The 18,409-nt window shown below is 70.9% G+C and carries 17 protein-coding genes; 10 read left to right on the forward strand and 7 right to left on the reverse strand.

All coding sequences use genetic code 11. The annotated features are described in order from the left end of the window. The first annotated feature begins 133 nt into the window (after positions 1-133). The 5 genes from NE358_RS16330 to NE358_RS16350 all read left to right on the forward strand — a co-directional run bounded on the left by NE358_RS16330 (position 134) and on the right by NE358_RS16350 (position 7,453). A complete protein-coding gene (locus NE358_RS16330; protein ID WP_289940173.1) occupies positions 134-538 on the forward strand; it encodes a phage holin family protein in 405 nt (134 codons plus the stop codon). A 34-nt stretch (positions 539-572) separates the two neighbouring features. Continuing rightward, a complete protein-coding gene (locus tag NE358_RS16335) occupies positions 573-1,079 on the forward strand; it encodes a low molecular weight protein-tyrosine-phosphatase (protein ID WP_103207694.1) in 507 nt (168 codons plus the stop codon). A 27-nt stretch (positions 1,080-1,106) separates the two neighbouring features. Beyond that, a complete protein-coding gene (gene purB, locus NE358_RS16340) occupies positions 1,107-2,486 on the forward strand; it encodes an adenylosuccinate lyase (RefSeq protein ID WP_141377980.1) in 1,380 nt (459 codons plus the stop codon). 360 nt (positions 2,487-2,846) lie between these two features. Beyond that, positions 2,847-6,224, forward strand: a complete 3,378-nt coding sequence (locus NE358_RS16345; RefSeq protein WP_289940174.1) for an OmpL47-type beta-barrel domain-containing protein — start codon at positions 2,847-2,849, stop codon at positions 6,222-6,224. Between the two features lie 191 nt (positions 6,225-6,415). Next, complete coding sequence (locus NE358_RS16350) at positions 6,416-7,453, forward strand: zinc-dependent alcohol dehydrogenase family protein (protein ID WP_289940175.1); 1,038 nt, start codon at positions 6,416-6,418, stop codon at positions 7,451-7,453. Positions 7,454-7,464: 11 nt separating this feature from the next. Here NE358_RS16350 and NE358_RS16355 read toward each other — a convergent pair whose 3' ends face one another. The 3 genes from NE358_RS16355 to NE358_RS16365 form a co-directional block, all read right to left on the reverse strand. Continuing rightward, on the reverse strand, positions 7,465-7,830 hold the full coding sequence (locus tag NE358_RS16355) for an amino acid transporter (RefSeq protein WP_289940176.1): 366 nt from the start codon (positions 7,828-7,830) through the stop codon (positions 7,465-7,467). After that, on the reverse strand, positions 7,827-8,459 hold the full coding sequence (locus NE358_RS16360; RefSeq protein ID WP_116239593.1) for an acyl-CoA synthetase: 633 nt from the start codon (positions 8,457-8,459) through the stop codon (positions 7,827-7,829). The genes NE358_RS16355 and NE358_RS16360 overlap by 4 nt, the downstream gene beginning before the upstream one ends. A 100-nt stretch (positions 8,460-8,559) precedes the next feature. Beyond that, complete coding sequence (locus NE358_RS16365; protein WP_289940177.1) at positions 8,560-9,192, reverse strand: GNAT family N-acetyltransferase; 633 nt, start codon at positions 9,190-9,192, stop codon at positions 8,560-8,562. Positions 9,193-9,266: 74 nt separating this feature from the next. Here NE358_RS16365 and NE358_RS16370 point away from each other — a divergent pair, with 74 nt between their 5' ends. Beyond that, complete coding sequence (locus tag NE358_RS16370; RefSeq protein ID WP_289940178.1) at positions 9,267-9,917, forward strand: TetR/AcrR family transcriptional regulator; 651 nt, start codon at positions 9,267-9,269, stop codon at positions 9,915-9,917. An 84-nt stretch (positions 9,918-10,001) separates the two neighbouring features. After that, complete coding sequence (locus NE358_RS16375) at positions 10,002-10,313, forward strand: hypothetical protein (protein WP_103207677.1); 312 nt, start codon at positions 10,002-10,004, stop codon at positions 10,311-10,313. A gap of 114 nt (positions 10,314-10,427) precedes the next feature. On the opposite strand, the gene NE358_RS16380 is transcribed toward NE358_RS16375, so the two are convergent. From NE358_RS16380 to NE358_RS16390, 3 genes are all read right to left on the reverse strand, one after another. Then, complete coding sequence (locus tag NE358_RS16380) at positions 10,428-11,489, reverse strand: WxL protein peptidoglycan domain-containing protein (protein ID WP_103207675.1); 1,062 nt, start codon at positions 11,487-11,489, stop codon at positions 10,428-10,430. Positions 11,490-11,551: 62 nt separating this feature from the next. Continuing rightward, positions 11,552-13,543 carry a purple acid phosphatase family protein gene (locus tag NE358_RS16385; protein ID WP_116239595.1) on the reverse strand — a complete coding sequence of 664 codons (1,992 nt, stop codon included), beginning with the start codon at positions 13,541-13,543 and terminating at the stop codon, positions 11,552-11,554. A gap of 132 nt (positions 13,544-13,675) precedes the next feature. After that, on the reverse strand, positions 13,676-14,893 hold the full coding sequence (locus NE358_RS16390) for a HupE/UreJ family protein (protein WP_289940179.1): 1,218 nt from the start codon (positions 14,891-14,893) through the stop codon (positions 13,676-13,678). A 124-nt stretch (positions 14,894-15,017) separates the two neighbouring features. Here NE358_RS16390 and NE358_RS16395 point away from each other — a divergent pair, with 124 nt between their 5' ends. Next, complete coding sequence (locus tag NE358_RS16395) at positions 15,018-15,674, forward strand: type 1 periplasmic-binding domain-containing protein (RefSeq protein ID WP_289940180.1); 657 nt, start codon at positions 15,018-15,020, stop codon at positions 15,672-15,674. Here the strand turns inward: NE358_RS16395 and NE358_RS16400 are convergent. Next, positions 15,671-15,979, reverse strand: a complete 309-nt coding sequence (locus tag NE358_RS16400) for an LPXTG cell wall anchor domain-containing protein (protein WP_103207669.1) — start codon at positions 15,977-15,979, stop codon at positions 15,671-15,673. The genes NE358_RS16395 and NE358_RS16400 overlap by 4 nt on opposite strands. Before the next feature lie 129 nt (positions 15,980-16,108). On the opposite strand from NE358_RS16400, the gene NE358_RS16405 reads away from it, so the two are divergent. Both NE358_RS16405 and NE358_RS16410 read left to right on the forward strand, forming a co-directional pair. Beyond that, entirely contained in the window at positions 16,109-16,921 is an 813-nt protein-coding gene (locus NE358_RS16405; protein ID WP_289940181.1) for an ABC transporter ATP-binding protein, read from the forward strand. Beyond that, positions 16,918-18,246, forward strand: coding sequence for an FtsX-like permease family protein (locus tag NE358_RS16410; RefSeq protein WP_289940182.1), 1,329 nt, complete (start codon positions 16,918-16,920; stop codon positions 18,244-18,246). The genes NE358_RS16405 and NE358_RS16410 overlap by 4 nt, the downstream gene beginning before the upstream one ends. The last annotated feature ends 163 nt before the right edge of the window (positions 18,247-18,409 follow it).

Here is an 18,409-nt window from a genome sequence, read left to right on the forward strand (position 1 = left end):
CCGGGGGCCCGCCGTGCGCGTCAGTCCCACTTTGGGCGGCCTACCCCCCGGCGAGTCCTCCCCAGGCCTCGAGCGCGCGGGGCGTTCTCCACAACCCCGTGGCGCGACGGCGGGTGCGTGCCACGATGGGGGCATGCGCTTCGTCGTTCGCGTCGCCGTCAACGCCTTCGCCATCTGGATCGTCACTCTGCTGCCCGCCCTGCAGGTGAGGCTCGTCCCCTTCGCCCCGGGCGAGTGGTTCCAGGTGCTGCTCACGCTCCTGGTGGTGGGGCTGATCTTCGCCCTGGTGAACACGATCATCGGCACCGTGGTGAAGGTCGTCGCGATCCCGCTCTACATCCTCACGCTCGGGCTCATCTCGCTCATCATCAACGGCTTCCTGCTGTGGCTGACGGCGATCATCACCGAGAACTGGGACTGGGGACTGCGCACGGGCGAGTTCTGGCTCACGGTCGTCGCGGCGCTGCTGATCGGCATCATCAACGCCGTGCTCGGCGGCGTGTTCCGGCCGCGCCGCGAAGAACGCGAACGACGCTGATGCGCTGGGGGTGCATCACCGCCATGATGGAGGGATGACGACGACCCCCGACGCGCCGTTCCGCGTCGTGTTCGTATGCAGCGGCAACATCTGCCGCTCGCCCATGGCCGACGTGGTGTTCCGCCGCATGATCCACACGTCCGGCCTCGGAGCGCACGTCGCATCGAGTTCGGCCGGCACCGGCGACTGGCACGTCGGTGAACGCGCCGACCACCGCACCCTCGCCGCCCTCGACCGACTGGGCTACGACGGCTCGTCGCACCGTGCCCGGCAGTTCCAGTACACCGACTTCGAACGCAACGACCTCGTGGTCGCCCTCGACCGCAGCCACGAGCGTGTGCTCCGCGGCTGGGCCCGACACGACGACGACGCCGACAAGATCGCGTTGCTGCAGTCCTTCCTTCCGGATGCCGAGACCCTCGACGTCCCCGACCCGTACTACGCCGGGCCCCCGATGTTCGACGAGGTGCTCGGTATGATCGAACGCGCCAGCAGGGCCCTGTTCCGACAGCTCGAGCCCGCCATCCGTTCCGCGGGCTGACCCGTTCGCGCGATCCCCGGGAGACCCGTGTCCTCTCTGCCCCCGCAGCCCCTCAGCCCGCTCGACGGCCGCTACTTCGCCACCGTCGCAGAACTCGGCGACTACCTGTCGGAGGCCGGGCTCAACCGTGCCCGCGTCGAGGTAGAGGTCGAATGGCTGCTCGCCCTGACCGATCGCTCGCTGTTCGGCACCGCACCCGTCTCCGACGACGACCGGGCCCGCCTGCGCGCGCTGTACGAGGAGTTCGGCGCCGACGAGATCGCCTGGCTCAAAGAGAAAGAGGCGGTCACCCGCCACGATGTGAAGGCCGTCGAGTACCTCGTGCGCGACCGCCTCGACGCCCTCGGTCTCACCGCGCTCGCCGAGCTCACGCACTTCGCCTGCACGAGCGAGGACATCAACTCCACCGCCTACGCCCTCACCGTGCAGCGCGCGGTCGAGCGCGTGTGGCTGCCCAAGCTCCGCTCGGTCACGGCCGCCCTCGCCGAGCTCGCGACGCAGCACCGCGACGCAGCCATGCTCTCTCGCACGCACGGCCAGCCCGCCACGCCCACCACCATGGGCAAAGAGATCGGGGTGTTCGCGTGGCGCCTCGAGCGCGTCATCCGCCAGCTGGATGCCGGAGAGTACCTCGCGAAGTTCTCGGGAGCCACCGGAACCTGGTCGGCGCACGTCGCCGCCGAGCCCGATGTCGACTGGCCGGCGCTGACGCGCGCGTTCATCGAGTCGCTGGGCCTGGGCTTCAACCCGGTCACCACCCAGATCGAGTCGCACGACTGGCAGGTCGAGCTCTACGACCGGGCGCGTCACGCCGGCGGCATCCTGCACAACCTCGCCACAGACATCTGGACCTACATCTCGCTCGGGTACTTCACCCAGATCCCCGTCGCGGGGGCCACCGGGTCGTCGACCATGCCGCACAAGATCAACCCGATCCGGTTCGAGAACGCCGAGGCGAACCTCGAGATCGCGGGCGGGTTGTTCGGCACTCTGGCATCCACTCTCGTGACGAGCCGCATGCAGCGCGACCTCACCGACTCCACGACGCAGCGCAACATCGGTGTCGCCTTCGGTCACTCGCTGCTCGCGCTCGACAACCTGCAGCGCGGCCTCACCGAGATCTCGCTCGCCGAGGACGTTCTGCTGGCCGACCTCGACACGAACTGGGAGGTTCTCGCCGAGGCGATCCAGACGGTCGTTCGCGCCGAGATCGCCGCCGGCCGTTCGCAGATCACCGACCCCTACGCCCTGCTCAAGGACCTCACGCGCGGACGCCGCGTCGGCGCGCCCGAGCTGGCCGAGTTCGTGCGCGGCCTCGACATCGGCGACGCCGCGAAGGAGCGCCTGCTCGCGCTCACGCCGGCTGCCTACGCGGGCCTGGCGTCGCAGGTGGTCGACGCGCTGTAACGCGTTGCGGGGTCGCGCCCTGCCCTCCCGCCGCGTGTCCAGAGCACCCCGCACCGTCCCTCGCGCCGACGGCGCGTCTGGGACACTCACGCCGTGAGGTGGGGCGGGGCGCGCGTTCGCGTGCTCCGCGCCATGCCGCGCTCGTCGCGTCGCGTTGCGTCACCCCCGGCCTGTTGAGTGTCCAAGGCACCCGGACGAAATTAGAAAACGTCCGGGTGTTCTGGACACTCGACGGGGTTGCGCGGGCGGCGGACGACCACCCATCCCCGGCCCGCGTCAGAGAAAAGTCCCCCTGGACGCCGCGCACCGCCGACCCATAGTGTTGACGTCAACATCCCCCACCGCGACCCTTGGGTCGCCATGCGCCGCACCGTCGCGGCACAGAACGGAACAGACGCGATGACGCCTCGACGCCCGCTCATCCCCCGCTTGCTGGCCACCGCCATGGCCGCCCTGCTCGCCGGAGCTCTGGCATTCCCCCTCACGGCGAACGCCGCCACCGGCGTTCCGACCGACCCGAACGACGGCGTTCCGCGGGTCGACCCGCCCGTCACGTACACGAACTTCCAGCCGCTCGCCGATCCCGGTCTCGGAGCCGCCGACTACTTCCAGCCGAAGTGGTTCGACACCGACGGCCGGCACATCCAGGCGCACGGCGGCCAGATCGTCACCACCACCGAGAACGGCCAGACCGTCTACTACTGGTACGGCGAAGACCGCACGAACGGCTACTGGAACAGCCCCGGTGTCGCGGTCTACCGATCGACGGATGCCAAGAACTGGACGAACCTCGGAGACGCGCTGCGCAGCATCTCGACGCGCGACGACCTGCTCACGCCCTACTTCGAGGACCTCTACGACACCGTCGACGAGAACGGCCAGCCGCGCACCGAGAAGATCGATGCCCTGGCCTACCACCTCAACTCGACGCAGAACTCGGACTACACCGCGATCTTCGAGCGCCCCAAGGTGCTGCACAACGCCAAGACCGGAAAGTGGGTCATGTGGTGGCACGCCGACGGGCGCACCGAACCCGGCGGCAGCACCTACGCCCGGTCGATGGCCGCGGTGGCCGTGTCGGACTCCCCCGCGGGGCCGTTCCGCATGACGGGCGCCTTCCGCATGCCCAACCGCACCGACTATCAGGCCTGCACGCAGTACGCCGTTCCCGGCCAGGCACGCGACATGACGGTGTTCCAGGACGACGACGGCACGGCCTACATCTCGTACTCGTCGGAGGAGAACTACAGCCTTTACGTCGCGGAGCTCGACGACAGCTACACGAACGTCACCCACACCACCGACCGCGACACCTTGAACGTCCGCCAGTACTCGGAGGACGGACGGTTCCCGTACATCTTCGACGACGGCTCCCCAGCCGCACCCGAGCGCGGCAAGGACTTCCAGATCGTCAAGGAGTGCGGCCATCTCGAGGCCCCTGCGATCTTCGAGCGCGACGGCACGTACAGCGTCGTCACTTCCGGGGCGACCGGCTGGGCGCCCAACCCGCAGACGTACTACACCGCGGGCGACCTCATGGGCACGTGGATCCGTGGCGTCGACAAGGACGACGCGAACGAGACCGTGTCGTACAACGCCATCCCCGATGGGGGCGACGGCCTGCTCTCGATCGGCGACGTGCGCCGCTCGACGTTCGGCTCGCAGACCACCAACGTCTTCGAGCTCGAACCCGGGAAGTTCGTCTACATGGGCGACCGTTGGAACGAGGGCAAGTCCGACTCGACCTACGTGTGGCTCCCGCTCACGGTGGGCGAGAACGGGCGCCTCGAGATGCACAACCCCGCCGCCGAAGACCCCGCCCGCTACGGCACGGGGTGGGACGCCTCGTACTGGGACGACAAGGGCTTCGGCCACGGCACGTGGAAGGCCGTGACCACCGGTCTCCCCGAAACCGTCCGCCGCGGCGCCGCACCGCAGCTGCCGACGAGCGTCCCCGTCGACACGTCCGCCGGCACCGCCCCGGTCGCCGTCACCTGGTCGTCGATCGACACGAGCGTGCTCGGCCCGCAGACGATCACCGGCACCCTCGCCGCCGACGCCGACTTCACCGCCGGCCGCTCGTTCCAGCGCACGATCACCGTGGCCGAACCCGGCATCGCCGACATCGCCCCCGAGGCGACCGTCACCGCGTCGAGCCGCAACGACCTCGTCGCCACCCTCACCGACGGCAATGCCACGGCCAAGGGCTGGGACGACTGGACCGGCAACGGCTATCCGCGCGACAGCTGGCTGCAGTTCGACTGGGGCACCGACCGCACCTTCGACTCCATCGTCGTGCACACCTACAAGGACGGGGCGACCGCGACCTGGCCCTCCCGCATCCAGGTGCAGTACCGCGACGCGACCGGCGCATGGAGAGACACCGCGGTCGAGGCGACCCTCGCTCAGGATGCCAGCACCCCGGCCCCCGTGGCTGTGATCGACGCCAAGACGCTCCCGGCCACCAGCGCTCTGCGCCTGCGGTTGACGAGCCAGGCGAACACCTGGCAGTCGATCGCCGAGGTCGACGTGTGGGGCAACGCCTCGGCGGCGAACGTGTGCCGCGGCGGTGACGCCTCGGTGTCGGCATCCTTCCACCAGACGAAGTGGGCCACGATGCCCGCCTCCAACGCATGCGACGGCCGGGTCGGCACGGCGTGGTCGACCTGGACCGACACCGGCTACCAGGACTCCGCGACCTTCACGATCGAGACCTCCGAGATCCACCGCCTGAACGAGGTGCGCTTCACGAACACCGAAGGCACCATCGCGGGCGTCTCTCTCGAGTACCGGGACGACCACGGGAACGAGTGGAAGCCCCTGCCGCTGACGGGGGACACCCCGACCGTGACGAACGGCAGCGAGACGACGTTGTCGTTCCCGAAGCTCCTCGCCACCGGGCTGCGGCTGACCTTCTCGACGCCCGGGTCGTACCTGAAGATCCCCGAGATCTTCGTGCCCGAGGCGGGCGGCATCGCGCACATCGAGCCGCTCCTGCCGACACAGCCGAACGCCGACGGCTGGTACACCGCCGCTCCCGGACCGATCTCGCTCTCGCACGACGGCAACACCGAGGTCGAGGTGCAGTACCGCATCGACGGCGGGGCGTGGCAGACGGGAACGACCTTCGACATCACCGCCGACGGAGACCACCGCGTCGACTACCGCGCGCTGTGGAACGGCGCCGAAGTGCCCGAGGTCGCGGGGTCGCTGCCCGTCCGCATCGACACCGCCGCCCCGACCACCGAGGCCAGGGTTGCGAAACCCTCGACCCTGCTGCGCCTGATGCAGCCGGCAGCGGTGTTCCAGGCGCTGGCCCCCGCCGAGGCCACGGTGGTGTTCACGGCGACGGATGCCACCTCCGGCGTCGCCCTGACCGAGTACTCGCTCGACGGGACGACGTGGACCGCCGGTTCGAGCGTCGCGCTGACCGGCGCCGGCGATCACGTCGTGCGGTTCCGCTCCACCGACGTCGCGGGCAACGTCGAGCATGCGCAGTCGGCCACCGTCACCGTCGTTGCGGGCACCGCCCCGGGCGACGGCGACGGTCCCGGGACGGGCTCCGGTGCTCCCGGCGCTCCCGCCGGAACGGTCGGCGGATCGGGGAGCTCGAGCGGCGGCACCGCCGGCGGTCTCGCCGTCACCGGCTCGGAGACGCCCGTGGTTCTCGGCATCCTGGCCCTGGTCCTCGCGGGTCTCGGCGCCGCGCTGCTCGGGGCACGCCGCCGCCGCGCCTGACCGCGCGCGCGTTCCCGCGCCGCGCACCTCGCGAGTGTCCAAAACACCCGGACGAAATTTCGGAACGTCCGGGTGTTCTGGACACTCAACGGGCGAACGCGGCGTCACCGCCCGCCGCGCGACGACTCACCCAGAGGTGAGCGACCGCGCGGAGCGCGGGAGCGCCGGGCACACGCGGGAGAATGGATGCCATGCGCGCGATGATCATGGATGCCCTGGCCGAAGCCCTCGAGGTGCGCGAGGTCGAGGCGCCGTCCGCTCCCGCGGGCGGGGTCGTGGTCGAGGTGCACGCGACAGGCCTGTGCAAGAGCGACTGGCATGCGTGGGTTGGGCACGACGACGTCGCGCTCCCCCATGTTCCGGGTCACGAGCTGGCCGGCGTGATCGTCGAGGTCGGGGCGGGTGTTCAGCGCTGGGGCGTGGGCGACCGCGTCACCGTGCCCTTCGTCATGGGGTGCGGGGCGTGCGAGTGGTGCCGCGGCGGTAACGCCCAGGTGTGCCCCGACCAGCAGCAGCCGGGCTTCACCCAGTGGGGCAGCTTCGCCGAACACGTGGTGCTGCGCGCGGCCGACACCAACGTCGTGCGCATCCCCGATGACGTGTCGTTCGAAGCGGCCGCGGCCCTGGGCTGCCGCTTCGCCACCGCCTACCGCGCCCTGACGAGTCGTGCGGGGGTGAAGGCCGGTGAGTGGATCACCGTGGTCGGCGCGGGCGGGGTGGGCCTCAGCGCCGTGATGATCGGGGCCGCCCTCGGCGCTCGCGTCATCGCGGTCGATCGCACCCCCGCGGCCCTCGACGCCGCTCGCCGCCTCGGCGCCGAGCACACGCTGGTCGCCGACGGTTCCGACATCGCCGCCGCCGTGCACGAGCTCACCGGCGGCGGCAGCCACGTCTCGGTCGACGCCGTCGGCAGCTCGCAGACGGCGCGCGACGCCGTGCTGAGCCTGCGCCGTCGCGGTCGGCACGTGCAGATCGGCCTGCTGCCCACCGCCGACGGTGAGACCCCGATGCCCATGGCGCGCGTGATCGCATGGGAGCTCGACCTGCTGGGCAGCCACGGCATGGCCGCGGTCGACTACCTCGAGATGCTGTCGCTCATCGAGAGCGGCGCCCTCCGTCCGCAGGAGCTGATCGAGCGGATCGTCGGACTCGACGAAGCCGCGGAGCTGCTGCCCAGGATGGACTCGGCATCGCCCGCGGGCATGACGATGATCGACCCGCGTCGGTAGGAACCGAGGCGTTACGCCCGGGGAGCGGCGGGGCCGTCGTCGGTGCGCGGGGCGTCGGACGCGGTCGCGGCGCCGGGGGTCGTACCATCCGGTGCATCCTTCGGCAGGAGCAGCGGGCGATCCACCGTCGCGGTGACCTTGGTGGGGTCGACGACGAGCAGCAAGAGCGCGAGCGAGACGAGAGTGACGATGAACGTCGCCCCGGCCGCGACCAGTCCCACGATCAACGCACGCTGGATCTCGTCGGCGGGACGCGTCTGGAAGAAGCCCATCGACATGAGCGTGACGAAACCGGCGAAGAGCGCGGCGATGAAGGCCAGCCCGAGGAGCTGGACGGGCTTCATGAGGTCGCGGCGGGTGGTGGGCTTGTCGGTCATGACGCGGCCTCCTCGGAGGGTACGGCCGGAACGGGCTCGGGGCGGCGCGGAGAGAAGCCCGCGATCGCGAGGAACACGGCGACGACCGCCGCGTACCCGCCGAAAAGTCCCACGGCGATGGTGATACCGGTCAGCGTGAACGAACCCGCCCCGGCGATGCTGTAGTCGAGCGCGTACTGCTGGATCGGGAGCATCAGCACGACTCCGAGCACGAGACTCAGGATGCCGATGAGCACGCCGTCGCGCGCGCCCGCGGCCCCGACCGTCTTTCGTTGGCGCAGGGCGCCGACCAGCTCGACGGCGCCCGAGAGCAGCGCCCAGGCGATGACGACCCCGAAGAACACGCCCGTCGTGCGCCAGCTGCCGACGCTGCCGACCATGCCCGCGACGAGCGAGACGACCGCGAGCAGGGCGGGCGTCAGGCGCTCACCCCGCGGGTGGACGAGCCACACCGACAGGGCGAAGACGAGTCCGGTCGCAAGGGCGAATCCGCTGAACACGCCGAGCCCGAGGGGCGCGGAATGGTCGGACGAGAACGTGACCATCACGGCGGCGAGCGCCGCGAAAAGGGCGCGCGCGAGCTGCACGTGGCGAACGTCGAAGGCTCGCTCGGAAGAAGGAGTGGTCACGGAGGGTCCCGGAGAGACGGTGTCGATGTCGCCCAGTCTATTCCTCGGCGCCTGAGCGGACTTTGTGGACGCTCGATGTCGAGACGCTTCCGGCCGACCGTCATACCCCTCGCGCGGGCACCGCGTGCCGGGCGGGAGCGGGCGGTCGCAGCATGGCCGTCGGAGTGGCCCCGCGGATGCCGCGGATCGGGGCGATCTCTTCGAAACCGAGACGGCTGTACAGGCGACGGTTGTCGGGAGTCGACGATTCGAGGTAGGCGGTCGCACGCGTGACGTCGAGAGTGTCGAGCCGGGAGCGCAGCAGCGCACCGCCGACACCGAGCCCGCGTGCGGCGGGCGAGACGCCGATCTGCGCGAGGTACCAGTGCGGCGATCGGGGGCGGTGGCGCGCCAGGCGCGACGACAGGACGGCGGCGCGGACGAGGCCCGGGAGGCCGAGCGCTGCCAGATACTCGGGGAGCCGCCGCCACGGGAGGGATGCAGCGCCGGGGCCCTCCCACGCGGCGACACCGAGGATCTCGTCGCGGTCGGCGTGGCGCGCGAGGTCGACGCTGCCGGTTTCGAAGGCGGCACCGCGGAGCATGGCGGTGAACAGGGTCGTGAGCCGCTCGAGGCGGCGGCTTCCGGGCAGGATCGCGGCCATCACGGGGTCGTCGCGGAAGGCACGCGCGAGCACAGCCGCGGCGGCGGGGAGGTCGGCCTCGCGGGCGGGGGTGATGTGCAGTTCGGTCATCGCGTCCTCCAATTGGTCCAAGTGGATATATTCAGTATGCGAGACTCGACCGGCCCGATCACTTGGAGAACGCCGTGAACCCCGAGGCTCCCACCCGTGACTACCTCCCTCTCGAGGAGCGCCGAGAGCGCCTGCTCGACGCCGCGCTCTCGGTCGTCGCCGAATCAGGGGTAGCTGCCCTCAGCCTGCGGCGGGTGGCCGAGCGCGCCGACGTCGCGCACCGCGTGGTCACCTACGCCTTCGGATCCAAAACCGCCCTCGTCGAGGCCGTGCTCCACCGGGCCTCGCAGCGCGCGCTCGACGCGGTCTGGGCCGGCGACCTCCCCCTCGACGACTTCGCCGAGTCGGTGCGTCTCTCGCTGCACGGCCTGGCTCGCGATCTCCGCCGCCACGAGAGCGAGTACCGTGTGGTGAGCGAGCTCACGGCATCCGCCCGCGCTCATCCCCAGCTCCGCGCGGCGGCGCAGAGCGAGATCGCCGCGAGCACCCGGGCCATCGCCGAGAGCATCGAGCGGTGGTCGAGCATGACGGGGCGCGCTCTGACCACCCCCACGCCGGTCGTCGCGGCGGCCCTGCGCGCGAGCGTCGACGGGTTGGTCGAGTGGTGGTTGAGCAGCCACGACGAACGCGTCCTCGACGACGTCGTGGAGGTGCTGGCATCCGCCTTCAGCGGTCGGGAGGCCGATCAGGAGCGACCGCACACGGCCGAGGAGCAGGGGCGATAGCCTCTCGACGATCCCTCGCGCGGCCCGGGTCCTGCCGACGGCCGCGATCCGAGGGCATCGTTTCCGACACCAGAGGAGAACATCGTGACCACGCAGCCCGCACCCGCCGGAACGACCTACCCGGGCAAGACGCTCGGAATCATCGGCCTGATCGTCGCCTTCCCGTTCAACCTGATCGGCCTGATCATCTCGATCGTCGCTCTCGTCCAGTCGAAGAAGGCCGGGTACAAGAACACCCCCGCGCTGATCGGCATCATCGTCGGTGCTGTTCTCGTCGTCGTGGGCATCGTTGTCGCCATCATCCTCGTCAGCGTCTTCGCGGGGATCTTCGCCGCGTGCGGCGACCTGGGTCCGGGGCAGCACTACGTCGACGGGGTGACGTACACCTGCTCCTGAATCACGCTCGAATGTGCAGAGGGACCGGGCCGCACGGCTCGGTCCCTCTGCACGTTCTGCGGACCGCCTCCGCTCGCCGATCTCGATGATCGGCGACACCGGCAGCCACGCCGCTCACTCGACGAGCTGACGATCCTTCTCGGCCAGCGTGCGCTCGACGGCCTCGGCCACACGCGCGTCCTCCGCCTGCTGCGCGCGACGACGTCGCTCGCGCAGCAGGCGCGGCCCGAACACCGCCCCCGCGACGACCAGCACGACCAGGAGCAGCAGCGGCCAGGGAACAGCCCAGCCGAAGGTCGAGACCTCGATCGGATCGAGCGTCGAGATGGAGCCGGCGGCATCCGTCACGATCGGGGTCGCCGACACCGACGCGATGAGCACGCCCATCGCAGCCACCGCCGGAACACGCACGTCGCGCTCCCAGCTCTCCCCGGGCAGCAGCGTGGGGGCGGCGGCGTCGGGCGCGGACTCGAGGCGCGCGAGGCCGAAGGGACCGGTGACGGCGTCGGTCTCGTCGGCGCTGAGCGAGACGTTGCCGACGTTGTGCAGGCGGTAGTGAACGGTGGCGTCGCCGAACAGGAACGGCACGAAACCGCCGTCCCACCCGACACGCAGATCGTCGACGGCGAGGGCCGGGGAGAGGTCTCCCCCGACGCGGATGCCGGTGCGGATGCCGAGGCGACGGTCGACGTTGACGTTCGCGGAGGCGTCGGCCACCGTGAGGGAGGTGACGACCCCGCCCGCGTAGTCGCCGGGGGTGGCGTTCGAGGGGACGTCGACGACGAACGGCACCTCGACGGTCTGGCCCGCGGGAACGGAGACATGACGCTGCGGCACGGTGACCCAGGCGCCGACGCCGACCGGCTGCTCGTTCGCGACGCGCAGATCGAGGGCGCCCGTCGAGGTCGTGTAGCCGTCGGCCGCGTAGACGTCGAGTTCGACCGTCTCGGCACCGCGGTTTGCGATGACCAGGGCATCGTCGAGGTGGGCACCGGGGTTCAGCGCGTAGCTGTAGTTCGTGCGGTCGGCGCCGAGCGCGTTCGAGGCGGTGCGCACGGTCCAGGTCACGTCGTCGGTCGCGGCCAGGGCGGGTGACGCGCTGGAGGCGCCCCCGGCGATCAGCGCCGCGGCGAGAGCGAGGGCGGCGACCCGCGAGGGGGAGGGCAGTCGAGTCATGGGAGGTCCTTCGGGAGGGGCACCGGCGGGGAGGAGAGCTCCCCGCCGGTGCTGTTCGCTGGTCAGCCGGCCAGCGCGGTGAGGGTCAGGGTCGCGCGGTAGCTTCCCTTTTCGACGGTGTTGGGGATCTTCAGGTCGAGATCGGCACCGACGACTCCGGCGCTGCGGTCGTGGCCCACGGGGGCTGCACCGAGCAGACGCGAGACCGACAGACCGTCGCCGCCGTCGTAGCCCGACTTCACCGCGGCACCCGCGACGGCCCCGGCCCCCGCGGTGACGACCTTCGGCGACCACCCGAGGAACGAGCCCTTGAAGGTCTTGCCGTCGTCGACGAAGTCGCCCACCGACGCCGACACCGACCACGGCGACGTGTTCGCGCGGGTGTCGGTCACCGTGATCGGGTTGATCTGACCGGTCGCCTCGAAGTACTGCAGGTTCTTCTCCTGCGCGGTCCCCATGTCGACCAGGCCGTTGTGGCCGTTGATCGTCCAGCCGAACTCACCGGGCGCGCTGGTGGGGACATCCACCTGGATGTCCTGGCCGTCGCCGTGGTTCGGGTGGATGGTCACCTCGTCCTGAATGGTGCCCACGGCCTCGGCCGGCTTCGAGCCGTTCTCGGGGCCGCACCACAGCACCTTCTTGAGCTCGACCGCAGCGTTGGGTGCGTCGCAGGTTCCGGAGCGGATGTTCTGGACGATCAGCTGGTCCTTCTTGACCTGCACCTTGACGTACGAGCGCACGTGCTCCTGGTTCTGCACGGAGTTGTACCAGTAGTTCGCCGGGTTCAGCGGATCGGCGCCGTTACCGGCACCGCTCGTGCCGCTGTTGTCGGGCGAGGTGATGTCGTAGTACTTCGAGCCGGATGCCGAGTTGGCGGTGACGTAGACGACGCCACCGGGTCCCTCGAAGACTTCGTCCTGACCGGGCTTCTCGTCGGCGTTCGCCTTGGAGCCGTTCTTGATCTCGTACGAGCGCGAGTAGCTGTGGTCGTGACCCTGGAGCACCAGGTCGACGCCGAGCTTCGAGAACGCCGTCGGGAAGTCGGTGCGACGGATCTTGTTGTCGGCGTCCTTGGCGTGATCGGCCGGCGAGTAGATCGCGTGGTGGTACACGAGCACCGTGTACTTGGCATCCGCTCCGTGCTTGTTGACGACGTCGGTGACGTACGAGATGTGCGCGTCGTCGCCGCCGCCGCCCTGCGAGGTGGCGTAGCTGTTGCTGTTCAGGTCGATGTAGAGCACGTCCTTGTACATGAACCAGTAGTCGCCGCCCGACTCGGTGCCGATGCTGCCCGAGCCCTTGCGGTAGTAGGCGCCGGAGCGGTCGGTGTTGGGCGTGTACAGGTGCTGCTCGTACGCCTTGCCACCCACGTCGTGGTTACCGATCGTGGCGACCCACGGGTACTGGCGCAGCTGGTCGGGAGCGAGGAACGAGTCCCAGTGCGACTCCGTGTTCGCGGTCTCGACCTGGTCGCCGCCCGAGACGAGAAGCTCGGCGTTGGGGTTGGCGCCCACCGCGACGTTCATCGTGTCCTGCCAGCCGGCCTGGTCCTTCGCGAGGTTGCCGGACGAGCCGATCTGCGGATCTCCGAAGAAGAGGAAGTCGTAGTCGCCCTCGAACGACTGCGTCTTGAAGGAGTAGGTGTTCGACCAGTTGCCGTCGGAGCCGACGCGGTACGAGTACGCCGTGTTCTCGGCGAGGCCCGTGATCGTCGCGTGACGGTTGAAGCCTCCGCTCGAGGCGATGTTGGCGGTCCCGGATGCCGAGAACGTCGTGGCCGACGCCGGGAACTGGCCGCCCGTCACCGCCGAGGTGGGCGCGAGCTGCACCGTCTGGGCGGTGTCGGCCGAGGAGTACCAGGTCACGATGCGCTGCGACTGGTCGGCACCGACGCCGAGGATGATGCCGGTGAGGGTGGCCGGGGTGTCGGCCACCGCCGCCGGGACGCTCGCCACGCCCGTGAGGACGAGTGACGCGCCGACCGCGGCGGTTGCGATCCACGAGACACGGCGACGCGTGCGCGTCCCGTGCGACGTCGATGCGGTGAGGAACATGGCTGTCCGTTTCTTTCGGTGGGGGTCTCTGGTGCGCGCCCGCCGATGGCGAGCTCGCTCCACGCTCCGTCCGCCAGGTGACGCCGGGGTGAATTGTTGACTCAGCACACGTATCGGCTGCGACAACTCCCGTCATTCGATGCCGAGAATGCGCTGCACGAACCAGACGAGACCGGCCACGGTGACCACGACCGCGATCGCGGCGCTCACCCACATCCCCACGCGCGGGGCCCGGCGGCGCAGCAGCACGAGCAGCGGGAAGACGATCACGATGATGCCGATCTGCACGGCCTCGATGCCCACGTTGAACACCAGCAGTGACCAGAGCAGGGTCCACGACCAGGGCTCGTCGATGCCGAGCGCCGAGGCGAAGCCGAGACCGTGCACGAGGCCGAACACGAACACCACGGCGACGCGGAGCCAGCCGGCGCGGTCGAGGCGGAGGAAGCCGTGCGCGTGCGACAGGTCTTGGTCGGCCTGATCGCGGCGGAGCAGGCGCCAGAGGTACCAGGCCGCGACGACCGCGATCGAGAGGGCGATGGTCGGCTCCACCACCTCGGGAGGCGCGGCGATCACCCCGGTCGCGGCCAGGATGAACGTCACCGAGTGCGCAAGCGTGAACGTCGTCGCCGCGATCACGATCTCGCGCAGTCGCCGCGACCCGACGATGAGCGCGAGCAGGAAGAGGATGTGGTCGATCCCGGTGAGCAGGTGCTCGGCGCCGAGACGGAAGAACTCCCAGAAGCGCTCGAGGGTCGACTGCGCGGTCGTGAACGACGGGTGCTCGGCATCGAGGACCGTGCTTCCCTCGTGCAGGTCGAGGTCGTAGGTGAGGATCGTCTTCGTGTCGGTGACGAAGCCCTCCGCGTCGGGGAAGAGCGACGCCGTGATCTCGTGGCCGTTCTCCGAGGGCGGGCAGGTGTCGTCGAGGGTGACGACGGCGTAGGGGACGCCGTCCTGTTGGGTCATCGAGATGTCGTCATCCATGCGCGGGGTGCACGCCTCTCCGGCGGCCGTGATCTGGAAGCGCTCGGTGACGTAGCGGGCGATCGTGTCGCGGTGCGCGGTCAGGACGGCGGCCTGCTCGGAGGCATCGCCGCCCTGGAACGCCGCCATCCCCGTGCGGTAGAGCGGGTCGTCCTTCTCGGCGTCGGCGGCCGACACCACCAGCAGGTCGTACTCGAGCTGCAGCTCGGCGCGGACGACGCCCGTCCCGCCGCTCTCGAGATGCGCGTAGACGACCGACAGGATGCCGTGGGCCGAGGCCGGCGCAGCCATCGAGAGCAGAGCCGCAATCCCCGCGGCGACGAACAGGACGCGCGAGAGGACGCGTCGAACAGAGACAGACATGTGCACCTTTCCGCCGGGAATGGTGCGCGCTCGTCGTGAACGGTTGCCCGCGGTGCGGAGAACGGAAACGAAACGTGCGGACGTCGTTCTCTCGCGCGCCACCTGCGCCGTCCAGGGTGAGGGGGTGAAGCGAAAGGTCCTGGCCGCGATGGCGGCGGCGGCGATGGCGGCTGTGCTGTCGAGCTGCGCGAGCGACGAGGGATGGTCGGCGATGCGCCCCGCTCCCGCGGCGGTGGGGTCCCCCGCCCCGGGGTTCGCGCCGGCCACGGCCCCGGCGCCCGAGTCGACGCACACCCCCGCCCCCGGCTCGTGGAGCGGCGTGAGCGCCCCCGCCGGCTACCGCGTGGTGCTGCTGACCGTGGGCGACGACGCCCCCACCGCGACGCTCGTCGCCGCGGTGCGGGACTGGGCCGCCGAGACACGCGCCGACCTGCGTGTCGTGCACGCCGACGACGACATGATCGACGGGGCCGTGCGCGCGATGGACCTCAATCCCGACCTCATCATCAGTGCGGGCGACGCGCTCGTCGACCCGCTCGCCACCGTGACGGCGAACCACCTCGACCGGCAGTTCCTCATCGTGGGTGCCGAGCTCGCCGAGCCGACCGAGAACGTCACGGCCGCCGACTGGACCGGTGCCGCCTACCGCGGAGAGGGCCTCGGCACCGCCGCCGCATACGACCCGGCGACGTTCACGCCCGAGCGCGCGGGGGCCGCGGTGCGCGCGGGGGTCGCGGCCGTGCTCACGGGGCTGCGGGGCGTCGTGCTCTGGATCGACTAGGCGCGACGACGACGTCGAGCGACACGCACGACCGCGCCGGTCGCCACGGCCGCGGCAGCCAGGGCGGCGCCCCACAGGGCCACCTCGACCCCCGTGGCGGGGAGCGTTCCGGCGCGCGGGGTGCCGGCATCCGGGACCGCGGCCGAGGTGGGCGTCGGCGAGGGAGAGGCCGGGGCGTCCGTTCGTGCGGGCACCTGCACCTGGATGACCATCGAGTCGTCGGTCGAATCGGCGCTGCCGGCAGCAAGGGGCACCCACAGGACGGATGCCACGAGCACCGCCGCCGTCACCTTCACGGAGATCACGACGCCGAGTCTGTCGGGTAGAGGTGAAAACGCGGCCACCGGAGAGTGAACTACAGATCGATCCCGAGGAGGACCCGGATACGCCCCACGGCGGACGATCACGCGGCGCTCGGTCGCTGAGATGGAATCATGACCTCCTCACCTGTGCTCACCGCCTCCGGCCTCGTCAAGCAGTACGGCGAGCTGCGCGCCCTCGACGGCGTCTCGCTCACGATCCGCACCGGGGAGTCCGTCGCCGTGATGGGCGCCTCGGGCTCGGGCAAGACCACGTTGCTGCACTGCCTCGCGGCCGTCATCGCCCCCGACGCGGGCTCGATCGTCCTGAGCGCTCCCAGCGCCGCTCCGCGCGAGCTCGTCGGCCTGAGCGAGAGCGAACGCTCCCGCGTACGTCGCGAGGCGCTCGGATTCGTCTTCCAGGAGCACCTGCTGCTACCCGAACTCACCGCCGTCGAGAACGCGGCGCTGCCCCTGCTGCTGACGGGCATGCGCCGACAGGATGCCGAGCGGCACGCCGCCGTCTGGCTCGCCGCCCTCGGTCTCGCGGGGATGGAGGGTCGTCGCATCGGTCAGCTCTCGGGCGGTCAGGCGCAGCGCGTCGCCATCGCCCGGGCACAGGTGACGGGGGCTCCCGTCGTGTTCGCCGACGAGCCCACCGGCGCCCTCGACTCGACGACCTCGTCCGACGTGCTCGACGCCCTGCTTCTCGCCACGACCGGTCAGGGCCGCACTCTCGTCATGGTCACGCACGATGCCGACGTCGCCCGCCGGTGCTCGCGGATCGTGCGGGTGCGCGACGGTCGGATCGTCGGGGATTCGGCGATGGATGCCGCGGCATCGGTGTCACCGGCGAGCTCGGCACCGCGGTCCGCTGCGGTGCAGCCGGCCCCCGCGTCCGTCCCGACCTCGACCTCGACCTCGACCTCGACGGAGGTGAACCGATGAGCACCGTCCTCCCCCTCGCGCGTCTGCTCTCGCGCCCCGCGCGCCAGGGCCGGGCGGCGATCGCCCTCCCCGTCGTCGCGTTCGCCGTCACCACCGCGCTGCTGCTCGTCGTCGCGGGCGGTGCGCGCATGTTCCTGGTGGATCCGCGAGCCGGGGCCGAGGGCGGGCTCTACGGCATCCTGGCCGTGCTCGCTCTGGTGCTGCTCGCCGTGCCCCTCGTCACCCTCGGCGCGGCGGCCGCGCGGCTGACGAGCCGGCGCCGCAACGATCGCCTCGCGACCCTCCGCCTGCTCGGCGCGAGCACGCGAGAGCTGTGGTCGCTGACCGTGTTCGAGGCGACCGCCATCGCCGCTGCGGGAGCAGCGACCGGAGTGCTGCTGTACGCCGTGCTCCTCCCGGCGGTCGGATTACTGCCGTTCTTCGGCGGACCGGTCGGCGTCGGTGCGGTGATCGTCGATCCGCTGCTGGGCGCGGGGGTGCTGGCATCCGTGGTGCTCATCGGCGCGGTGAGCGCCGCCGCGAGCCTGCGCAAGGTCGCCGTCACCCCGCTCGGCGTACGCACACGCAGCGAGGCCCCCGCGAAGAAGACCACGGCGTTCGTCGTCGGCGCGGTGCTCATCGCCGGGGTCGTGGCCCTCGTGGCGAACTTCGGCTCCCTGGCCCCCATGCTGGGGCCGGCCGTGACGATCGCCGTGCTGCTCGGCCTGTTCGCCGGAGCCCTCGCCCTGCTCAATCTCATCGGCGCGCCGATCGTGGCGGCCCGCGGGCGCACCATGGCCCGCCGCGCGCGATCGGCAGCCGCCCTCGTCGCGGGCCGAGAGCTCGCCGCCCACGCCGGACCCGCGTGGCGCCGGGTCTCGGGCATGGCGCTCGTGTCGTTCATCGCGGTCGTCGCCGGGTGCGGTCTCGCGATCGCCGACATCGCCGGTGAGGCCGGACCGCTCATGGCCGACATCCGCACGGGAGTGCTCGTGACCCTCGGCATCGCCTTCGTGCTGCTCGCGTGCGCGGTGGGGGTGACGCAGGCGGCGTCGGTGCTCGAGGAGCGCGAGCTGATCGTGGGCCTGGACCGCCTCGGCATCCCGGATGCCGAACTCCGCCGCGCCCGCCGCATCACCGTCATGGTGCCGCTGCGGTGGGCCGCCGTGGGAGGCGCAGCGCTCGGCCTGATGCTCGCGTTCCCGATCGTCGGGATCAGCCTGATCGTCGCCCCGCTGTCGGTGCTGACGATCGCGCTGACCTTCGCCGCGGGCTTCGCCCTGGTCGCCGCGGCCCTGGCCTCGACGCGGCCGATCGTGACCGGCATCCGTCGCGGCGCTCTCTGAGGCCCGGGCCCGTCGCCCGGCGCACGGCGCCGGGCGCACGGCGCCCGTCGAGTGTCGCCCGTCGAGTGTTGAGTGTCCAAAACACCCGGACCATTCCGCAGAACGTCCGGGTGTCTTGGACACTCAACGCCCACGCCCACTCAACGCCCACGCCCACGTCCCC

The organism is Sphingomonas sp. G5, assembly GCF_052660795.1.

Bases quoted from the DNA above. Each gene is read 5' to 3' on its own strand.
- NE358_RS16330 (WP_289940173.1), top strand. From the start codon at position 134: ATGCGCTTCGTCGTTCGCGTCGCCGTCAACGCCTTCGCCATCTGGATC.
- NE358_RS16335 (WP_103207694.1), top strand. From the start codon at position 573: ATGACGACGACCCCCGACGCGCCGTTCCGCGTCGTGTTCGTATGCAGC.
- NE358_RS16345 (WP_289940174.1), top strand. From the start codon at position 2,847: ATGCGCCGCACCGTCGCGGCACAGAACGGAACAGACGCGATGACGCCT.
- NE358_RS16350 (WP_289940175.1), top strand. From the start codon at position 6,416: ATGCGCGCGATGATCATGGATGCCCTGGCCGAAGCCCTCGAGGTGCGC.
- NE358_RS16355 (WP_289940176.1), bottom strand. From the start codon at position 7,830: ATGACCGACAAGCCCACCACCCGCCGCGACCTCATGAAGCCCGTCCAG.
- NE358_RS16365 (WP_289940177.1), bottom strand. From the start codon at position 9,192: ATGACCGAACTGCACATCACCCCCGCCCGCGAGGCCGACCTCCCCGCC.
- NE358_RS16380 (WP_103207675.1), bottom strand. From the start codon at position 11,489: ATGACTCGACTGCCCTCCCCCTCGCGGGTCGCCGCCCTCGCTCTCGCC.
- NE358_RS16385 (WP_116239595.1), bottom strand. From the start codon at position 13,543: ATGTTCCTCACCGCATCGACGTCGCACGGGACGCGCACGCGTCGCCGT.
- NE358_RS16390 (WP_289940179.1), bottom strand. From the start codon at position 14,893: ATGTCTGTCTCTGTTCGACGCGTCCTCTCGCGCGTCCTGTTCGTCGCC.
- NE358_RS16405 (WP_289940181.1), top strand. From the start codon at position 16,109: ATGACCTCCTCACCTGTGCTCACCGCCTCCGGCCTCGTCAAGCAGTAC.
- NE358_RS16410 (WP_289940182.1), top strand. From the start codon at position 16,918: ATGAGCACCGTCCTCCCCCTCGCGCGTCTGCTCTCGCGCCCCGCGCGC.